Raw genomic sequence first — 23,892 nt, 5'->3', positions numbered from 1 at the left:
ATGTCAGTGGCGCGGTGCACGATGGGGGCATGGTGGACGACGAGACGGCGGCCGAGGAGGCCCTCGCCGGGTTCTCCCCGGCGACCCGCGCCTGGTTCACGGGCGCCTTCAGCGCGCCCACGGCCGCCCAGGCCGGGGCCTGGCGGGCGATCGGCGAGGGATCGGACGTGCTGGTCGTCGCGCCGACCGGGTCCGGCAAGACGCTGGCCGCCTTCCTCGCCTCCCTGGACCGGCTGGCGAGCACCCCGCCGCCGGCGGAGGCCCGCAAGCGCTGCCGCGTGCTGTACGTCTCGCCGCTCAAGGCCCTCGCCGTGGACGTGGAGCGCAATCTGCGCAGCCCGCTCACCGGCATCCGTCAGGAGGCCGTGCGGCTGGGTCTGCCCGAGCCGGACGTCCGGGTGGGCATCCGCTCCGGCGACACCCCGCCCGCCGAGCGCCGGGCGCTGGCGAACCGCCCGCCGGACATCCTCATCACCACCCCCGAGTCGCTGTTCCTGATGCTGACCTCGACGGCGCGGGAGGCCCTCGCGGGGGTGGAGACCGTCATCCTCGACGAGGTCCACGCCGTGGCCGGCACCAAGCGGGGCGCGCATCTGGCGCTGTCCCTGGAGCGCCTCGACGTCCTGCTGCCCCGCCCGGCCCGGCGCATCGGCCTGTCCGCGACGGTGCGGCCGGTCGACGAGGTGGCCCGCTTCCTCTCGCCGCAGCGCCGGGTGGAGGTCGTCCAGCCGCCCTCCGCCAAGGAGTTCAAGCTGTCGGTGGTCGTGCCGGTGGAGGATCTCGGCGAGCTCGGCGCCTCCCCCGTGCAGGACGCGGGCGGGGACAAGGAGCGGCCGTCGATCTGGCCGCACGTGGAGGAGCGCATCGCCGACCTCGTCCAGGCGCACCGCTCCACGATCGTCTTCGCCAACTCCCGCCGTCTCGCGGAGCGGTTGTGCAACCGGCTCAACGAGATCGCCTACGAGCGCGCCACGGGCGAGGCGCTGCCCGAGCACCATTCCCCCGCCGAGCTCATGGCCGAGTCGGGTGCCGCCAGGGGGGCACCGCCCCTGCTCGCCCGCGCCCACCACGGCTCGGTCTCCAAGGAGCAGCGGGCCCAGGTCGAGGAGGATCTCAAGGCGGGCCGGCTGCCGGCCGTCGTGGCCACCTCCAGCCTGGAACTGGGCATCGACATGGGGGCGGTGGACCTGGTCGTCCAGGTCGAGTCGCCGCCGTCGGTGGCCTCCGGGCTGCAGCGCGTGGGCCGCGCGGGCCATCAGGTCGGCGCGGTCTCCCGCGGCGTGGTCTTCCCCAAGTACCGGGGCGATCTGGTGCAGTCGGCCGTGGTGACGGAGCGGATGCGCGCGGGGGCCATCGAGTCGCTGCGCGTGCCGGCCAATCCGCTGGACGTGCTGGCGCAGCAGATCGTCGCCATGGCGGCCGTCGACACCTGGGAGGTGACGGAGCTGCTGGCGCTGGTGCGGCGGGCCGCCCCGTTCGCCGCGCTTCCTGAGTCCGCCTTCTCGGCGGTGCTCGACATGCTCGCCGGGCGCTATCCGTCCGACGCCTTCGCCGAGTTGCGGCCGCGTGTGGTCTGGGACCGGGTCGCCGGTACGGTCACCGGCCGCCCCGGCGCGCAGCGGCTGGCCGTCACCTCCGGCGGCACGATCCCCGACCGCGGCCTGTTCGGGGTCTTCCTGGCGGGCACCGACCCCAAGAAGGGCGGCGGCCGCGTCGGGGAGCTCGACGAGGAGATGGTCTACGAGTCCCGGGTGGGCGATGTGTTCACCCTGGGCACCACGTCGTGGCGGATCGAGGACATCACCCGCGACCGGGTGCTGGTCACCCCGGCCCCGGGCGTGCCCGGCCGGCTGCCGTTCTGGAAGGGCGACCAGCTGGGCCGCCCGCTCGAACTCGGCCGCGCGCTGGGGGCGTTCCTGCGCGAGATCGGCGCCCTGCCGCGCGAGGCCGCCCAGGAGCGGCTGACGGCGGCCGGGCTCGACGCGTGGGCGGCGGGCAATGTGCTGGCCTATCTGGACGAGCAGCGGCAGGCGTGCGGGCATCTGCCGGACGACAGGACGATCCTCGTCGAGCGGTTCCGCGACGAGCTGGGCGACTGGCGCGTCGTGGTGCACTCGCCGTTCGGGGCCCAGGTGCACGCCCCGTGGGCGCTCGCCCTCGGGGCCCGTCTCACCGAGCGGTTCGGCCTGGACGCCCAGGTGATGCACGCCGACGACGGCATCGTGCTGCGGCTGCCCGACGCGGACCTCATGGGCCTGGAGCTGCTGGATGCCGCTCCCGCCCCGCAGGGGGCGTACGAGGCCGACCAGCCGCCGGTCACCGCCGCCGACGTCGTCTTCGGCAAGGACGAGGTCGACCGGCTGGTGACCGACCAGGTGGGCGGCTCGGCCCTGTTCGCCTCCCGGTTCCGCGAGTGCGCCGCACGCGCGCTGCTGCTGCCCCGGCGCAGCCCCGGCAAGCGCACACCGCTGTGGCAGCAGCGCCAGCGGGCCTCCCAACTGCTCCAGGTCGCCGGGGAGTTCGGCTCCTTCCCGATCATCCTGGAGGCCGTCCGGGAGTGCCTGCAGGACGTCTTCGACGTGCCGGGCCTGACGGAGCTGATGGGCGACATCGAGGCGCGGCGCGTCCGCCTGGTGGAGGTGACCACCGGCGAACCGTCCCCGTTCGCACGCTCCTTGCTGTTCGGCTATGTCGCCCAGTACTTGTACGAGGGCGACTCCCCGCTCGCCGAGCGCCGCGCGGCCGCCCTGTCCCTGGACTCGCGGCTGCTGTCCGAGCTGCTCGGGCAGGCCGAGCTGCGTGAGCTGCTGGACGCCGACGTCCTCGCCGAGCTGGAGCGCGAGCTGCAGTGGCTCACCGAGGACCGCCGGGTGAAGGACGCCGAGGGCGCCGCCGATCTGCTGCGGATCCTCGGCCCCCTCACGGACGCCGAACTGGCCGCGCGCGGCGCCGAGCCGGCCTGGCTCGACGAGCTGGCCGCCGCGCGCCGCGCCATCCGGGTGCGGATCGCCGGCTCCGGCCACTGGGCGGCCGTCGAGGACGCGGGCCGGCTCCGTGACGCCCTGGGCACGGCGCTGCCGGTCGGGGTGCCCGAGGCGTTCACCGAGCCGGTCAAGGATCCGCTCGGCGACCTGCTGGCCCGCTTCGCCCGTACGCACGGCCCGTTCACCTCGGCCGAGGCCGCGGCCCGGTTCGGGCTGGGCACGGCGGTCACCGACGGGGCGCTGCACCGTCTGGCGGCGGGCGGCCGTATCGCGCAGGGGGAGTTCCGCCCGCCGGTCGCCTACCACCCCTCCGAGGACGCGCTGCGCAAACCGCCTCCCGTGTCCCTGGGCCAGGAGTGGTGCGACGCGACGGTGCTGCGCAGGCTGCGCCGCCGGTCGCTCGCGGCGCTGCGGCAGGAGCTGGAGCCGGTGCCGCCGACGGCCCTGGCCGCGTTCCTGCCGCAGTGGCAGCACGTCGGCACGCACAGCCTGCGCGGCGTCGACGGACTGGTGCGCGCCGTCGAGCAGTTGCAGGGGGCGCCGGTCCCGGCCTCCGCCCTGGAGAAGCTCGTCCTGCCCGCGCGCGTCACGGACTTCTCACCGGCGATGCTCGACGAGCTCACCGCGGCGGGCGAGATCGTCTGGGCGGGGGCGGGCGCCCTCCCGGGCAAGGACGGCTGGATCTCCCTGCTCCTGGCGGACGCCGCCCCGCTGCTGCTGCCCGCGCCGCACCCGCTGGAGCTCTCCCCGCTGCATCAGGCCGTGCTGGAGGCGCTCGCCGGCGGCTACGGCCTGTTCTTCCGTCAGATCGCCGACCGCGTACGGGAGTTGCTGCCCGAGTGCACGGACCCGCAGATCGCGGACGCCGTCTGGGACCTGGCCTGGTCGGGCCGGCTCACCAACGACACGCTCGCGCCCCTGCGCGCCCTGCTGGGCTCGGGCCGTACGGCCGGCTCCACGGCGCACCGCGCCAAGCGCGCGGTCCCGCGCGGGCGTTACGGCTCCTTCACCGCGCGGACGGGCCTGGCGGGCCGCCCCACCGCCTCGCGCGGCGGGCCGCCGACGGTCGCGGGCCGCTGGTCGCTGCTGCCGGAGCGGGAGGGCGAGGCGACCCGCCGTGCCCACGCCCTGGCCCGCACGCTGCTGGACCGGCACGGTGTGGTGACCCGGGGCGCGGTCGCCGCGGAGGGCGTCGAGGGCGGCTTCTCCGCGGCGTACCGCGTGCTGTCCGCCTTCGAGGACAGCGGGCAGGCCCGCCGCGGCTATGTCGTCGAGGGCCTGGGCGCCGCGCAGTTCGCGATGGACGGCGCGGTCGACCGGCTGCGCGCCGTCGCCAAGGCCCGCGAGCGCGGGGGCGGCGGAGCGTACGGCGCGCAGCCGGGCGGCCCCGGCCGGGGCGAGGGCCGGCGTGCGGTCGTCCTGGCCGCCGCCGACCCGGCCAACGCGTACGGGGCCGCGCTCCCCTGGCCCGAGCCGCCCGCCGGTGCCGCGCACAAGCCCGGCCGGAAGGCGGGTTCGCTGGTCGTGCTCGTCGACGGCGCCCTCGTCCTGTACGTGGAGCGGGGCGGCCGGACCGTCCTCGCCTGGCCGCAGCAGGAGGACACCGGTGCGGCCGGTGACGATCCGGGGCTGCGGGCCGCGGTGACGGCCCTCGCGGAGGCGGCCCTGGCCGGGGCCCTGGGCACGGTCACCGTGGAGCGGGTCAACGGCTCCGCCGCGCTCTCCTCGGAGCTGGGCGCGCTGCTGGAGTCGGCGGGCTTCCACGCCACACCCCGTGGGCTGCGGCTGCGGCCGCGTTGAACCGGGCCACCGCCGCCACATCCTCCGAACGGGTGATGCCGAGCTCTGCCCCGAAGTTCACGGCCGGGGCCGGAAGCGTCCGTTCCGGCATCGTCGTCGCGGGGCGGGCGACGCCGTACGCCCCCTGCCGTCCGCCGTGCGCCGCCGCCAGGGGGCGCAGTGGACGGGCAGCAGGCTCAGCCCCCAGCCGCCGAGGGCGATCAGACCCGTCACCGGACCGCCGTCGCCGGACGCCACGGGGAGCCCCGGCAGTGCCCAGCCCAGCACGGCCAGTCCGAGGGCGAAGGCGAGCAGCCGTGCGGCAGGCCCGTGCGGCAGGCGGCTCCCCCGGTCGCGCCGGTCCATGCTGCCTGCCTCCTTCGGCCGTCACCGGCCCCCGGGCGCCGCTCGCGTCGTGGCGAGCGGCCGCTTCAGCGCGGTGGTTCGCCGCGCAGCAGGGCCAGTTCGCGCTCCAGCTCCTCGATGCGCTGGTCGCGCCGGTGCAGCTCGGCGATCACCCGCTGTTCCCCGTCGTGGACACCGGCCTGGTAGACCTGCCGGACGAAGGTGCCCGCGGCAGTCTGGTCGAGGTCGGTGCAGACCATGAGCCGGCTGGTGAACCGGATCACCGGGTGCTCGTCCATTCCCCCAGGAGAGCGCGGCCGCGCGGGGCGCGCCACCCGGGGCGGTTCAGGCGTTCTCGGCCTGGAACATCCAGTGGTGTTTCTCCAGGTCGCCGGTGAGCCCGATGAGGATGTCCTGGGTGACGGGGTCGGGGTCGCCGGTGGCGTCGATGCGCTGCCGCATGCGCGCGATCACGGCGTGCAGGGCCTCGACGAGGGTCTGCACGGCGGCGGTGTCCTTGATCCAGCCGTCGCCGACCGCCGTGATGCCGCTGGCCCGGGCGACGGTCCCGGCCCGTCCGTCCGGGGCGATACCGAGTGCCGCGGCCCGTTCGGCGACTGTGTCGGCGTGCGTGCGCGCGCTGTCGACGACCTCGTCGAGCTGCAGGTGCACCGAGCGGAAGCGCGGGCCCACGACGTTCCAGTGGACCTGCTTGGCCACGAGGGAGAGGTCCACCAGGTCGACCAGGGCGCCCTGGAGGGCGTCGCCGACGGTCTTGCGGTCCTGCTCGGAGAGCGGGCTCTTCACGACAGACATCCGTTTTCTCCCGTCCTTCTCCCGTTCGGGCTCCCCCACACCACCATCACACAGCAGCGGCGAACGCGCCGGGGAACCAAGGGCGTCGACGGGCCGGGGCACCGCGGCACGTACGGGAAAAACACCGAGGCCCCGGTCGGCAGCCGACCAGGGCCCTCGCACGCGTGCTGTCAGGCCGCGACCACGTCCACGGCCTCCGCGGGAGCCTTGATGGTCACTCGCTCCCCCGGCACCCCGGTCACGGACGTCACGGACACCGGGTTGAACATCGGCCGCATCGGCGCGGGTACCGGCTCGCTCGCCGCCGCCGACTGCGCCAGCTCGGCGAGCGACAGCTCATCGCTGACCTCGCGCATGACCTCGGACATCCGTACGTCCAGAGCGTCGCAGATTGCGGAGAGAAGCTCGGAGGACGCCTCTTTCTGCCCGCGCTCGACCTCGGAGAGATAACCGAGCGAGACCCGCGCGGACGAGGAGACCTCGCGCAGAGTGCGGCCCTGGCGCTGGCGCTGCCGACGCAGCACGTCACCCAGCAGGCGACGGAGCAAAATCATCGGTGGCTCCCTCCTTGGACCGCGAATCCGGATCCTTCACGCCCCACCGTACCGCCTCGGGCTCCGGCCGTGCGGGGAGCTATGTCGTGTTCACTCAGGGCTGCAAACATCAATTCCCCCCGTTGTGTTCCGTATCCTTTGCGCCCACGTTTTCTGTCAGTTCGCTCATCAGCAGCTCCAGTGCCGCCCGTGCGCTCGCCGTCCGGACCGCCTCCCGGTCCCCGCTCTGCGCGAGCTCTCTCACGGACGTGTGTCCGTCGGGTCCCGCGACGGCCACGAAGACCGTGCCCACGGCCTTGCCGTCCTGCGGTTCGGGCCCGGCCACCCCGGTGGTGGCGACCCCCCAGTCGGCGCCCAGCAGCGCCCGTACGCCGCCCGCCATCTGCCGGGCCACATCGGCGTCGACGGCCCCGCGCGCGGCGAGCAGGGCGGCGTCCACGCCCAGCACCGCGCGCTTGACGTCGGTGGCGTACGCGGTGACCGAGCCGCGTACCGCCTTGGAGGCCCCCGGCACCGCCGTGAGCCCGGCCGCGACCAGGCCGCCCGTGAGCGACTCGGCGACGGCCACGGTCTGTCCCCGCCCGGTCAGCGCCGCGAGCACCCCGGCGGCCGGGGAGTCCCCGGCCGGCCCCGCCCGCCGGGCGCTCACCGGGCCGCGCCCCGGCCGGCCCGGCGCAGCACGAAGGCCTGCCGGACGTAGTCGAGGCCGGTGACCACGGTCAGGACGACCGCGACGGCCATGACCCAGGCGCGCAGGGTGGCGAGGGGCCCGGTCAGGGCCAGGATGTACATGCCCACGCCCACGCCCTGGGCGAGGGTCTTGAGCTTGCCGCCCCGGCTGGCGGGGATGACGCCGTGCCTGATGACCCAGAACCGCATCAGCGTGATGCCGATCTCGCGGAAGAGGATCACCCCGGTCACCCACCACTGGAGATCGCCCAGCGCGGAGAGGCAGATCAGCGCGGCACCCATGATCGCCTTGTCGGCGATCGGGTCGGCGATCTTGCCGAAGTCGGTGACCAGGTTGTACATCCGGGCCAGATGGCCGTCGAAGAGGTCGGTGATCATCGCGACCGCGAACGCGGCCCAGGCGAAGGAGCGCCAGACCGGGTCGTAGCCGCCGTTATGGAGCATCAACAGCACGAACGCGGGCACGAGCAACAGCCGCACCATGGTGAGGATGTTGGCGATGTTCCACAACCGGGCCGGCCGCGCGGCCGGTGCCGGAGCGCCCCTCCCGGCGGAGGCCGGGACTCCGCTCATCTGCCCGCCCCCTCGCTTCCCAGGCCCAGCGGCTCGGCGACGAGGTCCACGCCCTCGGACGCCACCACCTTGGCCACGACCATACGGCCCGGCCGCAGGTCCGCGTCGGTGTCGAGCAGCACCTGCCCGTCGGTCTCGGGCGCCTGGTGGGCGGCCCGGCCGACGATGCCGTCCTCCTCGTCCACGCGGTCGACGAGCACCTCGACGGTCTCGCCGATACGCTCCTCGGCGCGCTGCGCGGTCAGTTCCTCGGCCAGCCGGGAGACGCGCTCCAGCCGATCGGCGACGATCTCCGGGTCGTTCTTGTCCTCGTAGCCGGCCGCCTCGGTGCCGTCCTCGTCGGAGTAGCCGAAGACGCCGATGGCGTCCAGCCGCGCCCCGACCAGGAAACGTTCCAGCTCGGCGACGTCGTCCTCGGTCTCGCCGGGGAAGCCGACGATGAAGTTCGAGCGGGCGCCGGCCTGCGGCGCCTTGGTGCGGATCGTCTCCAGCAGTTCGAGGAAGCGGTCGGTGTCGCCGAAGCGCCGCATCGCGCGCAGCACGCCGGGCGCCGAGTGCTGGAAGGACAGGTCGAAGTAGGGCGCGACCTTCTCGGTCGAGGTGAGCACGTCGATCAGGCCCGGCCGCAGCTCGGCGGGCTGCAGGTAGCTGACGCGGATCCGCTCCAGCCCGTCCACGGCGGCCAGTTCCGGCAGCAGCGTCTCCAGGAGCCGGATGTCGCCCAGGTCCTTGCCGTAGGAGGTGTTGTTCTCGGAGACCAGCATGATCTCCTTGACCCCCTGCTCGGCGAGCCAGCGGGTCTCGCCGAGCACGTCGGAGGGGCGGCGGGAGATGAACGAGCCGCGGAAGGCGGGGATGGCACAGAAGGAGCACCGCCGGTCGCAGCCGGAGGCGAGCTTGACCGAGGCGACCGGGCTGGAGCCGAGCCGGCGGCGCAGCGGCGCGCGGGGCCCGGAGGCGGGAGCCAGCCCCTCGGGCAGGTCGGCCGGGGCCGCGGCGGCCTCGGCGACCGGCTCCGCCTGCGCGTGGCCCGGCAGGGCGACCCCGGCGGCGGACTGCCGCTCCGCGGGGCTGACCGGCAGCAGCTTGCGCCGGTCGCGCGGGGTGTGGGAGGCGTGGATGCCGCCGGAGAGGATGGTCTGGAGCCGGTCGGAGATGTGCGTGTAGTCGTCGAAGCCGAGCACGCCGTCGGCCTCGGGCAGTGCCTCGGCGAGCTCCTTGCCGTACCGCTCGGCCATGCAGCCGACGGCGACGACCGCCTGGGTGCGGCCGTGGTCCTTGAGGTCGTTGGCCTCCAGCAGGGCGTCGACCGAGTCCTTCTTGGCGGCCTCGACGAAGCCACAGGTGTTGACGACGGCGACGTCGGCGTCGGCGGCGTCCTCGACGAGGTCCCAGCCATCCGCCGCCAAGCGGCCTGCCAGCTCCTCCGAGTCCACCTCGTTACGGGCGCAGCCAAGTGTGACAAGAGCGACGGTACGGCGTTCGGGCATAGGGCTCAGCCTACTTTGTCCCGGGCCCGCATCCGTTGCCGAGTGCACACCTCGGCCGGGCCGGCGCCGAGAGAAGGGTCACCCGCCGCCCGCTCGCGCGTCCCCGGGCCGCCGCCCCGGCCGGACCGCCGGTCAGCCCGCCACCGGGTCGCCGCGCGTGTAGCTGAGGCGCTGCACCTGCCCGCTCTCGCCCACGTTCTTGATCTCTTTGCCGTTGACGAAGAGCTGGACCGCCCCGGCGTTGCCGAGGATCAGGTCGATGCGTTTGCTGTCGGTGAAGGTCGCGGAGGTGCCCTGCTTGAGCACGCCCTCCTCCAGCAGCCTGCCGTTGTGATCCTTGGCGGACATCCAGGTCTGCCCGTTCTCGGCGGTGAGCTTGACGGTGACCTGGTTGGCGGGGGCGGCGGCGATGGCGCTGTCGCCCGTCTCCGGGCGCTGCCCGGACTGCTTGCCGGGCGCGGGCGGCGCGCTCGGGGGCGGGGAGGGCTTGGTCGAGGGCGGGTCGGCCGTGGTGGAGCCGACCCCCTTGGTGCCGCCGTTGAAGAGCGTGAAGCCGACGAAGCCGACGACGGCGACGATCGCCGCGACCATGGCGGCGGTCCAGTTGGGCCGGCGCGGTTCGGGGCGGATCCGCTCGGTGTCGAACAGCGGGGGCGCGGGGGTGGCGGAGGGCCGTCCGCCGTGCTCCGCCTCGTACTGCGCGATCAGCTCGGCCGGGTCCAGGCCCACGGTCCGCGCGAGCACGCGGATATGCCCTCGGGCGTAGACGTGGCCCCCGCAGCGCGAGAAGTCGTCCTGCTCGATCGCCTGCAGGATCGGGACGCGCACGCGGGTGGTCGAACTGACCTCGTCGACCGTCAGTCCTGCGTTGGTACGGGCCAGTTGGAGGGCCCGGCCGATGGAAGGCCGGTCCTCCGCGGAATCCGGGGGAGAGTTGCCGATCGACACGTGGGCGCCTTTCGAGCGTGCAGCCACCTGCTGGAGATTCAGTCTAGGGGGGATCCGAAAGCGTCCGGCAAGCGGAAAGCCGGACTTTGTAGGCCATCAGTAGCCCGCGGCCGGGTTCTGCCGCGCCGACGGTGGTACACCGCCCCCGTCCCCCTTCCCTCGTTCCCGCTGCTCCCGCGACGTTCCTTCGAGGCATCCCTCGACAGGGCACTCCGGCGACGGAAAGCGCCGTGGCCGAAGCACTCGTTCCGGTGGGGTTTTCCGTGCGGCTACACCGGGCCGTCGCCGCGGATCACCGCGAGCACCGCATCCAGTTCTTCGGGCTTGACCAGCACATCGCGGGCCTTGGAACCCTCGCTGGGGCCCACGATGCTGCGCGACTCCATCAGGTCCATGAGTCTGCCCGCCTTCGCGAATCCCACACGCAGCTTCCGCTGGAGCATCGACGTCGAACCGAACTGGGTGGAGACCACCAACTCGGCGGCCTGGCACAGCAGATCGAGATCGTCGCCGATCTCCTCGTCGATCTCCTTCTTCTTCGCCGTCCCCACGGTCACGTCGTCGCGGAAGACCGGCGCCATCTGGTCCTTGCAGTGCTTGACGACGGCCGCGACCTCGGCCTCGGTGACGAACGCACCCTGCATACGCAGCGGTTTGCCCGCGCCCATCGGCAGATAGAGGCTGTCGCCCTTGCCGATGAGTTTCTCGGCGCCCGGCTGGTCGAGGATGACGCGGCTGTCGGCGAGCGAGGAGGTCGCGAAGGCGAGCCGGGAGGGCACGTTCGCCTTGATCAGACCCGTGACGACATCGACGGACGGCCGCTGGGTGGCGAGCACGAGGTGGATGCCCGCCGCGCGGGCGAGCTGCGTGATCCGCACGATGGAGTCCTCGACGTCCCGCGGAGCGACCATCATCAGGTCCGCCAACTCGTCGACGATGACCAGCAGATACGGGTACGGCTTCAGCTCCCGTTCGCTGCCCTGCGGCGGGCTTATCCGGCCGCCCCGCACGGCCTCGTTGAAGTCGTCGATGTGCCGGAAACCGTACGCCGCCAGGTCGTCGTAGCGCAGGTCCATCTCGCGCACGACCCATTGCAGGGCCTCGGCGGCCCGCTTGGGGTTGGTGATGATCGGGGTGATCAGGTGCGGGATGCCCTCGTAGGCGGTCAGCTCCACACGCTTGGGGTCGACCAGCACCAGCCGTACGTCGTCGGGCGTCGCCCGCATCAGCAGTGAGGTGATCAGGCAGTTGATGCAGGACGACTTGCCGGAGCCGGTGGCACCGGCGACCAGGATGTGCGGCATCTTCGTGAGGTTGGCCATCTCGTAGCCGCCCTCGACGTCCTTGCCCAGGCCGACGAGCATCGGGTGGTCGTCGCCGTCGGCGGCCGCGAGGCGCAGCACGTCGCCGAGGTTGACCATCTCGCGGTCGGTGTTGGGGATCTCGATGCCGACGGCGGACTTGCCCGGGATGGGGCTGATGATGCGCACGTCGGGGCTGGCGACGGCGTAGGCGATGTTCTTGGCCAGCGCGGTGATCCGCTCGACCTTGACGGCCGGGCCCAGTTCGACCTCGTAGCGGGTGACCGTCGGGCCCCGGGTGAAGCCGGTGACCTTGGCGTCGACCTTGAACTCGGCGAAGACGGTGGTCAGCGCCGCCACTATGGCGTCGTTCGCGGCACTGCGGGCCTTGCCCGGGCCGCCCCGCTGGAGCAGGTCCAGCGAGGGCAGCGCGTAGGTGGCGCCGCCCGCGAGCTGCAGCTGCTCGGCGCGCGCGGGCAGGCCCTGCGGCTCGGGCGCGGCCTTGGTGAGGTCCGGTACGGACGCGGGGCGCTCCCCGGCCGTCTTCCTGCCGCCGCGCGCGGACGGCAGCACGGTCGTGGGCTCGGTGCCGTCCCCGGCGGCCCGGTCGCACTCGCCGGAGATGCCGCTGCTGAGGTCGGCGACGAGCGGGGAGGGCTGCACGCCGTGCAGCACCGCGCCGTCCAGGGAGGCCGCCGCCGCGGCGGCGACGTCCACGGCGTCCAGCGGCCGTCCGGCGGGCGGCGTGGACCGCGTCCGGCGCCGCCTGCCGGGCGTCTCCTCCTCGGCGGGGTCGAGTCCGTCACCGGTACGGGCGGCGGGGCGCCGGGGCCGTCCTGCGGGGCCCTCGCGCCACTCGTCGGCGTACTCCCGCGGCTCGTACTCGCCCGGCAGCGGTTCGATCACGCCGAGCCGGACGCCCAGCTGCCGCAGCCGGCGCGGGACGGCGTTGACGGGCGTGGCAGTGACCACGAGCAGCCCGAAGACCGTCAGCAGCACCAGCAGCGGTACGGCCAGTACCTCGCCGACCGTGAAGACCAGGGGTTTGGCGGCGGCCCAGCCGATGAGGCCGCCCGCGTTGCGCATGGCGTGCTCGCCCGCGGCCCGGCCCGGCGCTCCGCAGGCCACATGGACCTGGCCGAGGACGCCGACGACGAGCGCCGAGAGGCCGATGACGATCCGTCCGTTCGCTTCGGGCCGCTCGGGGTGGCGGATCAGCCGGATCGCGATGGCGGCCAGGAGTATCGGCACGAGCAGGTCGAGCCTGCCGAAGGCGCCGGTGACGAGCATCTGCACCAGCTCGCCCACCGGCCCCTGGAGGCTGGACCAGGTGCCGGCCGCGACGACGAGCGCGAGGGCGAGCAGCAGCAGCGCCAGCCCGTCCTTGCGGTGCGCGGGGTCGAGGTTCTTCGCGCCGCGTCCGACGCCCCGGAACAGCGCCGCGACGGCGCGCGCGAGCCCGAGCCACAGGGCGCGCACGGCGCGGTAGACGCCGCCGGCCGCCGAAGGGGCCCGCTTGGGCGCGGCCTTGGCGGCGGCCTTCCTGGCGGGCGGCCTGCGGGCGGGGGCCGCCTTTCTGGCGGTCCCCTTGCCCGCGGGGCGGGGCGGCGCCTTCTTCGCAGGCGCCTTCTTGACGGTGCTTCCGGACCGTCCGGCGCGCTGCTTCGAGGTGCCCGCAGTGCTCTGGGAACCCTTGCCGGACGTACGTGAGGCCATGGTGCCGAGATTACCGTCGTGAGCCGGTGGTGACATCCGCGTCCCCGGCCTCACCCGTTCGGGCAAGCCCGCGAGCACACCGGGGGTGACGCCGCATCAGGGCGTCGGCGGTACGGACGCGCGGCGGCCCGGTCAGCTCGGCGAGGGGACCGGGCTCGCTCCGCTGCCCGCTCCGGGCTCCAGGGCGTCCAGCGCCCGGCGCAGCCCGGTGAGCTTGCGCTCCAGGTGGGCGGCGGTGGCCACGGCGGCCGCGTCCGCGGAGTCGTCGAGCTGCTTGGTGAGGGCCTCGGCCTGCTCCTCGACGGCGGCGAGCCGCGCGGAGAGCTCGGCGAGCAGCCCGGCGGGCTCCTGCCCGCCGTCGGCCCGGCCTGCCTGGCCGCTCTCCAGCTGCAGCCGCAGCAGGGCCGCCTGCTCGCGCAGCTGGCAGTTCTTCATGTACAGGTCGACGAAGACCGTGACCTTGGCGCGCAGCACCCACGGGTCGAAGGGCTTGGAGATGTAGTCGACCGCCCCCGCCGCATAACCACGGAACGTGTGGTGCGGACCGTGGTTGATGGCGGTGAGGAAGATGATCGGGATGTCCCGGGTCCGCTCCCGCCGCTTGATGTGCGCCGCGGTCTCGAAACCGTCCATGCCTGGCATCTGGACGTCCAGCAGGATCACCGCGAAGTCGTCCGTCAGCAGCGCCTTGAGCGCTTCCTCCCCTGACGATGCCCGTACCAGTGTCTGATCGAGCGCCGAGAGGATGGCCTCCAGCGCCAGCAGATTTTCCGGCCGGTCATCGACCAGGAGGATCTTGGCCTTCTGCACCATGGCCCGTCCTCCTCGCCCCGGCGTGGGGCCTCCCCTGCTCGAAGAGCTCGGGGAAGCACCGGGGGCCGCCCCTGGGGACGACTCCCTTGCGCCGCCCGTCCTTGTGCCGGTCATGGTAGCCGCACCCCGCCGGTCGCCACACCCTGTCACCACGATGTCACTGCGCACGTAGCGGAAACGTCGCGGGGGACGGGAAGGTTCCCCGCCCGGCGGGCCGTCGCGCGCCCCCGGGCGCGGGCGTCCGCCGGGTGTCCTGGAGCGGGCGGCCGGCTGTCACTTCGCGCGCATCCAGCGCTCCATCACCGTCAGCAGGTGATCCGTGTCGACCGGTTTGGTGACATAGGCCGACGCCCCGGACTCCAGGCTCTTCTCCTTGTCGCCCTTCATCGCCTTCGCGGTGAGCGCGATGATCGGCAGCCCCGCGAACTGCGGCATCCTGCGGATCGCGGCTGTCGTGGCGTACCCGTCCATCTCCGGCATCATGATGTCCATCAGCACGACCATGACGTCGTCGTGCTGTTCGAGGACCTCGATCCCCTCGCGGCCGTTCTCGGCGTAGAGCACCGACAGGCCGTGCTGCTCCAGCACACTCGTGAGGGCGAAGACGTTGCGGATGTCGTCGTCGACGATCAGCACCTTCTCCCCGTGGAAGCCGCCGCCGAAACCGTCCTCGGATCCTTCGGCCGACCGTTGCGCTGCGTCACCGGACGTCTCCTCGGGCCAGGGCTCCTGCGGCCGGCCCGGTTCGTCCTGGCCGACCGCCGGCGGCCACTGGCCGGCGGCCTGCGCGGCCCGGCGGCGGCGCAGGAAGAGCCCCGCCGCGGCGCCGCCCGGCCGGACCGGCTCGGCGACGGGCTCGTCGGGCACCGGGTGGCCCACCGGCTCCTCGTCGTCGCCCTCCGCGCTGAGGGGCTCGCCGGGCAGCGCCTCCGGCCCCGTGCCGTGACCGCCGGGCGCGAGCAGCTCGCCGGCACCCAGCGGCAGGTACAGCGTGAAGGTGGAGCCGCGGCCGGGCTCGCTCGCCGCCTGGATCTCGCCGCCGAGCAGACGGGCGATCTCCCGGCTGATGGACAGCCCGAGGCCGGTGCCCCCGTACTTGCGGCTGGTCGTGCCGTCGGCCTGCTTGAACGCCTCGAAGATGACCCGCATCTTGCTCTGCGCGATACCGATCCCGGTGTCGGTGACCGAGAAGGCGATCACCTCGCCGTCCGGGTCCCGCAGCGAGCCGGACTCCAGCAGCTGTTCGCGGATGCTGTCCGGCACGTCCCCGCCGGCCGGGCGGATGACCAGCTCGACGGCGCCGGAGTCGGTGAACTTCACGGCGTTCGACAGCAGGTTGCGCAGCACCTGCAACAGCCGCTGCTCGTCGGTGTGCAGCGTCGCGGGCAGTTCCGGCGAGACCCGTACGGAGAAGTCGAGTCCCTTCTCGGCCGTCAGCGGCCGGAAGGTGGCCTCCACATAGTCGACGAGCTGGACGAGCGCGATACGGGTGGGGCTGACGTCCATCTTGCCCGCCTCGACCTTCGACAGGTCCAGGATGTCGTTGATCAGCTGCAGCAGGTCCGAGCCCGCGCCGTGGATGGTCTCGGCGAACTCGACCTGCTTCGGGGAGAGATTGCCCTCCGCGTTGTCGGCGAGCAGCTTGGCGAGGATGAGCAGCGAGTTGAGCGGGGTGCGCAGCTCGTGCGACATGTTCGCGAGGAACTCGGACTTGTAGCGCATGGAGACGGCGAGCTGTTCGGCACGCTCCTCCAGTACCTGCCGGGCCTCCTCGATCTCGGTGTTCTTCACCTCGATGTCGCGGTTCTGCCGGGCCAGCCGCTCGGACTTCTCCTCCAGCTCGGCGTTGGACCGCTCCAGCGCCTTCTGCCGGCTCTCCAACTCGGCGGAGCGCTCGCGCAGTTGCTCGGTGAGCTCCTGCGACTGCTTGAGCAGCACCTCGGTCTTGGTGTTGACGCTGATGGTGTTGACGCTGGTGCCGATCATCTCGGCGATCTGGTTGAGGAAGTCCTTCTGGATCTGGGTGAACGGCTGGAAGGAGGCCAGCTCGATCACCCCGAGCACCTGCCCCTCGAACAGCACCGGCAGCACGATGACATGGGCCGGCGGCGCCTCGCCCAGCCCGGAGGCGATCTTCAGATAGCCCGGCGGGACGTTCTCCACGAGGATCGTGCGCTTCTCCTGGGCCGCGGTGCCGATGAGCGTCTCGCCCGGCCGGAAGGACGTGGGCATCGACTCGCGCGAGTAGCCGTACGAGCCGAGCAGGCGCAGTTCGTACGCGTCCCCGTCGCCGTCGCCCCGCGGCTCGGTCGGTACGGCGAGGAAGAACGCGCCGTGCTGGGCCGAGACCACCGGGGTGAGCTCGCTCATGATCAGGCCGGCCACGTCCTCCAGGTCGCGGCGGCCCTGCATCAGGCCGGAGATCCGGGCGAGGTTGCCCTTGAGCCAGTCCTGCTCCTTATTGGCGAGCGTGGTCTCACGGAGGTTGACGATCATCGTGTTGATGTTGTCCTGGAGTTCCAGGATCTCGCCGGCCGCGTCCACATCGATCTTGAGGTTGAGGTCGCCGCGGGTCACCGCGGTGGCGACCTCGGCGATGGCCCGCACCTGACGGGTGAGGTTCCCGGCCATCTCGTTGACGGACTCGGTCAGGTCGCGCCAGGTGCCGTCCACGTCGCGCACCCGCGCCTGGCCGCCCAGCTGCCCTTCCGTGCCCACTTCGCGGGCGACGCGGGTGACCTGCTCGGCGAAGGACGACAGCTGGTCGACCATCGTGTTGATGGTCGTCTTCAGCTGGAGGATCTCGCCGCGCGCATCGATGTCGATCTTCTTGGTGAGGTCGCCCTGGGCGATGGCGGTGGTCACCATCGCGATGTTGCGGACCTGTCCGGTGAGGTTGGACGCCATCGAGTTCACCGATTCGGTGAGGTCCTTCCACGTCCCGCTGACGCCGGGCACCCGGGCCTGGCCGCCGAGGATGCCGTCGGTGCCGACCTCGCGGGCCACTCGCGTTACCTCGTCCGCGAACGACGACAGCGTGGTGACCATGGTGTTGACGGTGTCGGCGAGCTGCGCGACCTCGCCGCGCGCCTCGACGGTGACCTTCTTGGTCAGATCGCCGTTGGCGACGGCCGCGGCGACCTGCGAGATGTTGCGGACCTGACTGGTCAGGTTGTTGGCCATCAGGTTGACGTTGTCGCTGAGGTCCTTCCAGATGCCGGTGACGTCCCGCACCCGCGCCTGGCCGCCCAGCCGCCCCTCGGTGCCCACCTCGCGGGCCACCCGGGTCACCTGCTCGGCGAAGTCCGAGAGCTGGTCCACCATCGTGTTCACGGTCGTGACGAGTTCGAGGATCTCGCCCTTCGCGTCGACCGTGATCTTCTTCGACAGGTCGCCCTTGGCCACCGCCGTCGTCACCTCGGCGATGTTGCGCACCTGCGAAGTGAGGTTGTTCGCCATGAAGTTGACGGACTGGGTGAGGTCCTTCCAGGTGCCGGAGACGCCCTGCACCTCGGCCTGGCCGCCCAGGATGCCCTCGGTGCCCACCTCACGGGCCACCCGGGTGACCTGCTCCGCGAAGGACGAGAGCTGGTCCACCATGGTGTTGAGGGTGTTCTTCAGCTCCAGGATCTCCCCGCGGGCGTCCACGTCGATCTTCTGCGAGAGGTCACCGCGCGCCACCGCCGTGGCGACCTGGGCGATGTTGCGGACCTGGGCGGTGAGATTGCCCGCCATGCCGTTCACCGAGTCGGTCAGGTCCCGCCACACACCGGCGACACCCGGCACCTGTGCCTGCCCGCCGAGCCGGCCTTCCGTACCGACGTCGCGGGCGACGCGGGTGACCTGCTCGGCGAAGGCGGAGAGCTGGTCGACCATCGTGTTGATGGTGTTCTTCAGCTCCAGGATCTCGCCCCGGGCGTCCACGTCGATCTTCTGCGACAGATCACCGCGCGCCACCGCCGTCGTCACCTGGGCGATCTGGCGCACCTGCGAGGTCAGGTTGCCGGCCATGAAGTTGACCGAGTCGGTCAGCTCCTTCCAGGTGCCGGAGACGCCGTCGACGCGGGCCTGGCCGCCGAGCCGGCCCTCGGTGCCGACGTCCCGCGCCATGCGCGTGACCTGGTCGGCGAACGCGGACAGCTGGTCGACCATGGTGTTGACGGTGTTCTTCAGCTTGAGCATCTCGCCGGAGACATCGACGGTGACCTTCTGCGACAGATCGCCGTTGGCCACCGCCGTCGTCACCTGCGCGATGTTGCGGACCTGGCCGGTGAGGTTGCGGAAGGCGGTGTTCACCGAGTCGGTGAGGTCCTTCCACGTACCGGCCGCGCCGGGCACCTCCGCCTGACCGCCCAGCTCGCCCTCGACGCCGATCTCCCGTGCCACGCGCGTGACTTCGGCACCGAACGCCTGCAGCTGGTCGACCATCGTGTTGACCGTGTTCTTCAGCTCCAGCATCTCGCCGGAGACGTCCACGGTGACCTTCTGCGACAGATCACCGTTGGCCACCGCCGTCGTCACCTGCGCGATGTCGCGCACCTGCGTGGTGACATTGCGGAAGGCCGTGTTCATCGAGTCGGTGAGGTCCTTCCAGATGCCCGCCGCGCCCGGCACCTGCGCCTGGCCGCCCAGCAGCCCCTCCGCGCCGACCTCGCTGGCGACCCGCGTCACCTCGTCGGCGAAGACCCGCAGGGTCTCGGTCATCTGGTTGATCGTCTCGGCGAGTTGCGCGACCTCGCCGCGCGCGCTCACCGTGACCTTCTGCGACAGGTCGCCATTGGCGACGGCCGTGGTCACCTGGGCGATCCCGCGCACCTGGGCCGTGAGATTGCCGGCCATCAGGTTGACCGAGTCCGTGAGGTCCTTCCAGACCCCGGCGACCCCGGGCACCCGGGCCTGACCGCCGAGCTCGCCCTCGGTCCCCACCTCACGGGCCACGCGGGTGACTTCGGAGGCGAACGACGAGAGCTGGTCCACCATCGTGTTGACGGTGTTCTTCAACTCCAGCATCTCACCGGCCACATGAACCGTGACCTTCCGCGACAGATCGCCCTTGGCGACCGCCGTGGTCACCAGGGCGATGTCACGCACCTGGGCGGTGAGCCGGGACGCCATGGTGTTGACGGAGTCCGTGAGGTCCTTCCAGGAACCGGACATCCCACGCACCCGGGCCTGACCGCCCAGCTTGCCCTCGGTGCCGACCTCGCTGGCGACCCGGGTCACCTCGTCGGTGAACGTCGACAGCTGGTCCACGAGCCCGTTGACCGTACGCCCGACCTTCAGGAACTCTCCCCGCAGCGGGTGTGCCGAGCCGTCCGGGCCCTGCACGCGCAGCTCCATCCGCTGCTCCAGGTCGCCGTCGGCCACCGCCGACAGCACCCGGCCCACCTCGGACACCGGGCGCACCAGGTCGTCGACCAGCGCGTTCGCCGCGTCGACCGCCGTGGCCCACGCCCCCTCACCGGCGCCGGTCTCCAGCCGCTCGGTGAGTTTTCCCTCACGACCGACCACCCTCCGCACCCGCGCCAGCTCACCGGTCAGCTGCAGATTGCGGTCGGCGACCTCGTTGAAGACGGCCGCGATCTCGGCCATCGTCCCGTCGCCCGACACCGTCAGACGCTTGCGGAAGTTGCCGTCCCGCATGGCCGAAAGCGCCGACAGCAGCCGGTTCAGGGCCGCGGTGTCCACTTCCGTCGTCCCATTGGCCCGGGGCCGTCCGCCCTTCGCGCGCGTGCTCACGCCCCGCGCCGCCGCGCCAGACTCCACCGTGTCCCTCCCGCAGGGTCGATCATCCTTGTCGGGCTCCGCTTCAATCTTTCCCAGTGTTTCACCCCCGGCACCGAAGCGGTCGCCAGGACGAACGTAACCCGGTTCGCGCGGGCTCGTTGAAATGCGCGGGGCGGAGCCCGTCCACAAGGCCCCTTCTCACCTCCAGCGCGACCGCGGCCCGGCGGCCGTCCGCATTGCCCCAGGGAATGCGGACGGCCGCCGGGCCGTGTCCGTGCCCGAAACACACGACTCTGTCCACATCACTTGATCCGACGGTTTAGCCTGGCGGGTGAATCGAGGACTTGGGAAGCGGGCACAGGACTCGGGGGAGCAATGAGAGGCCAATGGGGAGTGCTGTGATCACCGCGCGGGCTGCCGCCACCTTCGAGCCGGTCGGGCGCTCGGTCGCCTCTGCCCGCGCCTTCGTCCGGGACACCTTGCAGGGCTGGGGGTTCCCCGACATCATCGACGACGCCGTCGTCCTCACCAGCGAGCTCGTCACCAATGCCGTGGTGCACGCCGGCACCGCCGCCGACGTGCTGTGCATGCGGACGGACGGCGGGGTGCGCGTCGAGGTCGCCGACCGCTATCCCGAGCGCGAGCTGCCCCTGCAGAACACGGGCCGCAGGATCGGCGGCGTCGACCGCGAGGGCGGCCGCGGCCTGCTGCTGTGCGCGGCGCTGGCCACCCGCTGGGGCGTCGAGTACAGCGCCGCCCGCAAGCAGGTCTGGTTCCAGCTCGACCTGCCCGACCGCCCCGCGGGCACCCGCTCCGCGGGCCCCGCCCTGCCCACCGAGGCCCTCCCGGTCGCCGACCACCGGGTGCGCGTCGCCGTCGTCCAGATCGACCGCTGCGGCGGCATCTGCGCCTGGAACGACGACGCGGCCCTGCTCTTCGGTTTCACCGCCGAGCAGGTCATCGGCAAGCCGCTCGCCGACTTCGCCGCCTGGCCGCACACACCGGGCACCTCCACCGGTATCGCCGAGGCCCTGCGCCTGTCCCGCTGGGAGGGCTCGTACGGCATAAGGGGGGCGGACGGCCGCATCACCCCCGTCTACGCCTCGCACCTGCGCGTCCGCGACAACGCGGGCGCCCCCTCGACGGTCTGTCTGCTCGTGCGCGAGGACGAGCGCGCCGTGCTGCAGAGCCTCCAGCGCGCCCAGGCCGGCGAGACCCCGGGCGACCGGGGTGCGGCGACCGACCCCTTCGAGGTCTTCATCGGCTCCCCCGCCCCCGACGATCTCGACAGCCTCCTGCAGCGCACGGTCGAGCGCGCCCGCGACATGCTCGACGGCGACGCCGCCTATCTGCTGCTCGCCACCGACGACGAGACCGAGCTGGAGGTCCGCGCCTCCACGGGGCTGCCCTCCACCCGCCAGCGCTTCGCCCGCGTCCCGGTCGAGGCGGGCACGGGGCGCTACGGCTCGGCCCGGATGCCGGCCGTCCACGAGGACCTCGCGGTCATCCCCGGTGCCGTGCCGCTCCTCACCGACACCGGTATGCGTTCGGTGGTGACCGTCCCCCTCAAGGTCGAGGGCCGGCTGACGGGTTCGCTCGGTGTCGCCGCCGAGGCCCCGGGCCGCTACACCAACGAGGAGGCCCTGCGGCTGCAGTTCGCCGCCGACCGCATCGCCCTGGCCGTCGAGCGCGCCCGGCTCAACGAGCTGGAGCGGCTGCGCCGCGGTTCCCTGTCCTTCCTCGTCGAGGCGTCCGACCTGCTCGCCGGCACCCTCGACCGGGACCAGACCCTGGCCCTGATGGCCCAGATGACGGTCCCGACCCTCGCGACCTGGTGCGCGGTCTACACGGTCGCCGACCCGGCCTCCGAGCCGGAGCTGTCGTACGTCCTGCACGAGGACGAGGACCGCATCGACGGGCTGAAGACCCTGCTGGGCAAGATCCCGCCGCCGGAACCGGTCACCGTGCCGGGCGCGCGGGTCTGGAGCGCCCCGGCGGAGGCCGCGCACGCGGCGGCGCTGCGCAGTTCCCTGCGCACCCTCGGCCTCGCGGACGTCGCCCGGCACACCGCCGCGCCACCGGGCACCTCGCTGGCCACGGCGGCGGCCGTCGGCGGCGAGACCGTCGTCCTGCCGCTCGTCGCCCGCAACCGGGTCATCGGCATGCTGACTCTCGGCAAGCCCGCAGACGACCACTTCCGCCAGGAGATCCTGGAGCTGGCCGAGGACCTCTCGCGCCGGGCCGCGCTCGCCCTCGACAACGCCCGTCTCTACAGCGAGCGTACGGCCATCAGCCAGTCCCTCCAGCGCAGCCTGCTGCCGCCCGAGCTGCCGCACGTCCCGGGTGTCGACGTCGACGTCATCTACCGCGCTGCGGGCGAGGGCAATGAGGTGGGCGGCGACTTCTACGACATCTTCCCCATCAGCGACGCCGCCTACGGCTTCGCCATCGGCGACGTCTGCGGTACGGGCCCGGAGGCCGCCGCCGTCACGGGCCTGGCCCGGCACGCGCTGCGTCTGCTGGCCCGCGAGGGCCTGGGCGGCCCGGCCGTGCTGGAGCGCCTCAACGCCGCGATCCTCGACGAGGGCCCCCGCAGCCGCTTCCTGACGCTGCTGTACGGCGAGTTGTGGCCGCAGAAGGACGGCAGCGCCCTGCTGAAGGTGGTGTGCGCCGGCCATCCGCTGCCGCTGCGTCTGCGCCCGGACGGCAGCGTGGAACCGGCCGCCGACCCGCAGCCCCTGCTGGGCGTCATGGAGGACCTGGAGCTGTACGAGCAGATGGTCACCCTCTCCCCCGGTGATGTCCTGCTGTGCGTCACGGACGGCGTCACCGAGCGCCGTGAGGGCACCCGCATGCTCGGCGACGACGGCCTGACGGAGGTTCTCACCACGTGTACGGGGCTGACCGCCGGCGCGGTGGCCGCCCGGGTGCTCCGCGCGGTCGAGCGTTTCGCCGCCGAGCCCGCGTCCGACGACATGGCCATCCTGGCCCTGCGCCTCCCGGAACGTCAGGACGCCTGACCGGGATCCCGATTGACCGGGATCCCGATGACGAAAAAGGCCCCCGCCGTAATGGCGGGGGCCTTTCTTCAGAGCCCCAAAACGGAATCGAACCGTTGACCTTCTCCTTACCATGGAGACGCTCTGCCGACTGAGCTATTGGGGCCGGCAACGAGATAAAGCATACCCCATGTTCGTACGGGCTTTTGACCACTGCTCTGCTCAGGTGCCCTGTTCAGGCGGCCACCCGCAGCAGCCCGCCCAGCGCATTGCAGGCGGAGACAAGTTGCTGCAACTCCCGTCTCTCCGTTGCCGCGTTCACCGGCAGCGCCAGGCACTGCTCGGTGGCCCGCTCGGTCTCGGCGAGCCACAACTCCCGCCGGAACGACGGCGTCCGGTGCACCGGTGTCTGTACGGGTATCCGGCACCGCACGTGCCGCGCACGCAGGGCCCGCGCGAAGGCGTCGCGGTCCGGCCGCCCGTTGCCGGGTACTCGCACGACGTACGACCGGTAGCGGTGGTCCTCGCCCGGTGGGGCCGCCGGCGTCAGCACACCGGTGAGGTGCGCGTCGAGGTACGCCGCGTGCTCGCGCCGCCTCCTGGCCGCCTCGTCCAGCGGCCCCAGCTGCTCGAACTCCACGACGAGCAGGCCGTGTCGCGCGGCGACGGCCCGCAGAGCGACCAGGTCGGCGCGGCGCCCGAAGAGGTGCACGGGCATCACCGCCGCTGTCCGCAGGGTCACGGAGGCGGCCACGGCAGCCGGATCGAGGCAGAGGCTCTGCGTGTCGATGTCCGCGAACACCGGTACCGCTCCGGCCCGCCGGACCGTCTCGGCCGCCTCGGCGGTGGCGTACGACGGCACGATCACCTCGTCCCCCGCACCGATACCCGCCGCCGTCAGCGTCTCCACGGTCCCCATACGGGGAGGCTCACCGGGCGACGTTAACGTGGCGTGACACTCAGCACCTGGTCATCAAAACAAAAGAGCTCCGGTATCTGAACAAGGTTCAGATACCGGAGCTCTTCGAATAATAGCTCGGCGGCGTCCTACTCTCCCACACGGTCCCCCATGCAGTACCATCGGCGCTGAAAGGCTTAGCTTCCGGGTTCGGAATGTAACCGGGCGTTTCCCTAACGCTATGACCACCGAAACACTA

The 23,892-nt window shown here is 72.4% G+C and carries 14 protein-coding genes, 1 tRNA gene and 1 rRNA gene; 2 read left to right on the top strand and 14 right to left on the bottom strand.

Annotated features, from left to right (window positions below; translation table 11 throughout):
* Nucleotides 1-29: 29 nt before the first annotated feature.
* On the top strand, nt 30-4,784 hold the full coding sequence (locus ACFP1Z_RS31655; RefSeq protein WP_390321194.1) for an ATP-dependent helicase: 4,755 nt from the start codon (nt 30-32) through the stop codon (nt 4,782-4,784).
* A 57-nt stretch (nt 4,785-4,841) separates the two neighbouring features.
* Here the strand turns inward: ACFP1Z_RS31655 and ACFP1Z_RS31650 are convergent, their stop codons facing one another.
* From ACFP1Z_RS31650 to ACFP1Z_RS31600, 11 genes are all read right to left on the bottom strand, one after another.
* Nucleotides 4,842-5,129 (bottom strand): hypothetical protein, encoded by a 288-nt coding sequence (locus ACFP1Z_RS31650; RefSeq protein WP_390321193.1) that lies wholly within the window; start codon nt 5,127-5,129, stop codon nt 4,842-4,844.
* 65 nt (nt 5,130-5,194) lie between these two features.
* The gene (locus tag ACFP1Z_RS31645) at nt 5,195-5,407 is read right to left on the bottom strand and encodes a hypothetical protein (protein ID WP_390321192.1); all 213 of its coding nucleotides are present in this window, start codon (nt 5,405-5,407) and stop codon (nt 5,195-5,197) included.
* A gap of 46 nt (nt 5,408-5,453) precedes the next feature.
* The gene (locus tag ACFP1Z_RS31640) at nt 5,454-5,924 is read right to left on the bottom strand and encodes a Dps family protein (protein WP_390321190.1); all 471 of its coding nucleotides are present in this window, start codon (nt 5,922-5,924) and stop codon (nt 5,454-5,456) included.
* A gap of 170 nt (nt 5,925-6,094) precedes the next feature.
* The gene (locus tag ACFP1Z_RS31635) at nt 6,095-6,478 is read right to left on the bottom strand and encodes a helix-turn-helix domain-containing protein (RefSeq protein WP_004955592.1); all 384 of its coding nucleotides are present in this window, start codon (nt 6,476-6,478) and stop codon (nt 6,095-6,097) included.
* 109 nt (nt 6,479-6,587) lie between these two features.
* On the bottom strand, nt 6,588-7,127 hold the full coding sequence (locus ACFP1Z_RS31630) for a CinA family protein (protein WP_390321189.1): 540 nt from the start codon (nt 7,125-7,127) through the stop codon (nt 6,588-6,590).
* Complete coding sequence (gene pgsA, locus ACFP1Z_RS31625; RefSeq protein ID WP_390321188.1) at nt 7,124-7,741, bottom strand: CDP-diacylglycerol--glycerol-3-phosphate 3-phosphatidyltransferase; 618 nt, start codon at nt 7,739-7,741, stop codon at nt 7,124-7,126. The genes ACFP1Z_RS31630 and pgsA overlap by 4 nt, the downstream gene beginning before the upstream one ends.
* Complete coding sequence (rimO, locus tag ACFP1Z_RS31620; protein ID WP_390321187.1) at nt 7,738-9,231, bottom strand: 30S ribosomal protein S12 methylthiotransferase RimO; 1,494 nt, start codon at nt 9,229-9,231, stop codon at nt 7,738-7,740. The genes pgsA and rimO overlap by 4 nt, the downstream gene beginning before the upstream one ends.
* A 132-nt stretch (nt 9,232-9,363) precedes the next feature.
* Nucleotides 9,364-10,179 carry a helix-turn-helix domain-containing protein gene (locus ACFP1Z_RS31615; RefSeq protein WP_390321185.1) on the bottom strand — a complete coding sequence of 272 codons (816 nt, stop codon included), beginning with the start codon at nt 10,177-10,179 and terminating at the stop codon, nt 9,364-9,366.
* A gap of 269 nt (nt 10,180-10,448) precedes the next feature.
* Nucleotides 10,449-13,196 carry a DNA translocase FtsK gene (locus ACFP1Z_RS31610; protein WP_390321183.1) on the bottom strand — a complete coding sequence of 916 codons (2,748 nt, stop codon included), beginning with the start codon at nt 13,194-13,196 and terminating at the stop codon, nt 10,449-10,451.
* 132 nt (nt 13,197-13,328) lie between these two features.
* On the bottom strand, nt 13,329-14,009 hold the full coding sequence (locus tag ACFP1Z_RS31605) for a response regulator (protein WP_390321182.1): 681 nt from the start codon (nt 14,007-14,009) through the stop codon (nt 13,329-13,331).
* Between the two features lie 273 nt (nt 14,010-14,282).
* Nucleotides 14,283-19,775 (bottom strand): HAMP domain-containing protein, encoded by a 5,493-nt coding sequence (locus ACFP1Z_RS31600; RefSeq protein WP_390321180.1) that lies wholly within the window; start codon nt 19,773-19,775, stop codon nt 14,283-14,285.
* 347 nt (nt 19,776-20,122) lie between these two features.
* Here ACFP1Z_RS31600 and ACFP1Z_RS31595 point away from each other — a divergent pair, with 347 nt between their 5' ends.
* Nucleotides 20,123-22,756: a SpoIIE family protein phosphatase gene (locus tag ACFP1Z_RS31595; protein WP_390321179.1), complete on the top strand. Its 2,634-nt coding sequence runs from the start codon at nt 20,123-20,125 to the stop codon at nt 22,754-22,756.
* Nucleotides 22,757-22,828: 72 nt separating this feature from the next.
* On the opposite strand, the gene ACFP1Z_RS31590 is transcribed toward ACFP1Z_RS31595, so the two are convergent.
* From ACFP1Z_RS31590 to rrf, 3 genes are all read right to left on the bottom strand, one after another.
* A tRNA-Thr gene (locus ACFP1Z_RS31590) sits at nt 22,829-22,901 on the bottom strand.
* A 69-nt stretch (nt 22,902-22,970) separates the two neighbouring features.
* Nucleotides 22,971-23,654: a DegT/DnrJ/EryC1/StrS family aminotransferase gene (locus ACFP1Z_RS31585; RefSeq protein ID WP_390321177.1), complete on the bottom strand. Its 684-nt coding sequence runs from the start codon at nt 23,652-23,654 to the stop codon at nt 22,971-22,973.
* Nucleotides 23,655-23,769: 115 nt separating this feature from the next.
* Nucleotides 23,770-23,886: ribosomal RNA gene (rrf, locus tag ACFP1Z_RS31580) — 5S ribosomal RNA — on the bottom strand.
* Nucleotides 23,887-23,892 lie beyond the last annotated feature (6 nt).

It is taken from the genome of Streptomyces gamaensis, assembly GCF_042656465.1.
GTDB classification, from domain to species: Bacteria; Actinomycetota; Actinomycetes; order Streptomycetales; family Streptomycetaceae; genus Streptomyces; species Streptomyces gamaensis.
Note: the sequence above shows the minus strand (reverse complement) of the source record. Positions and strands in the feature narration are given on the sequence as shown.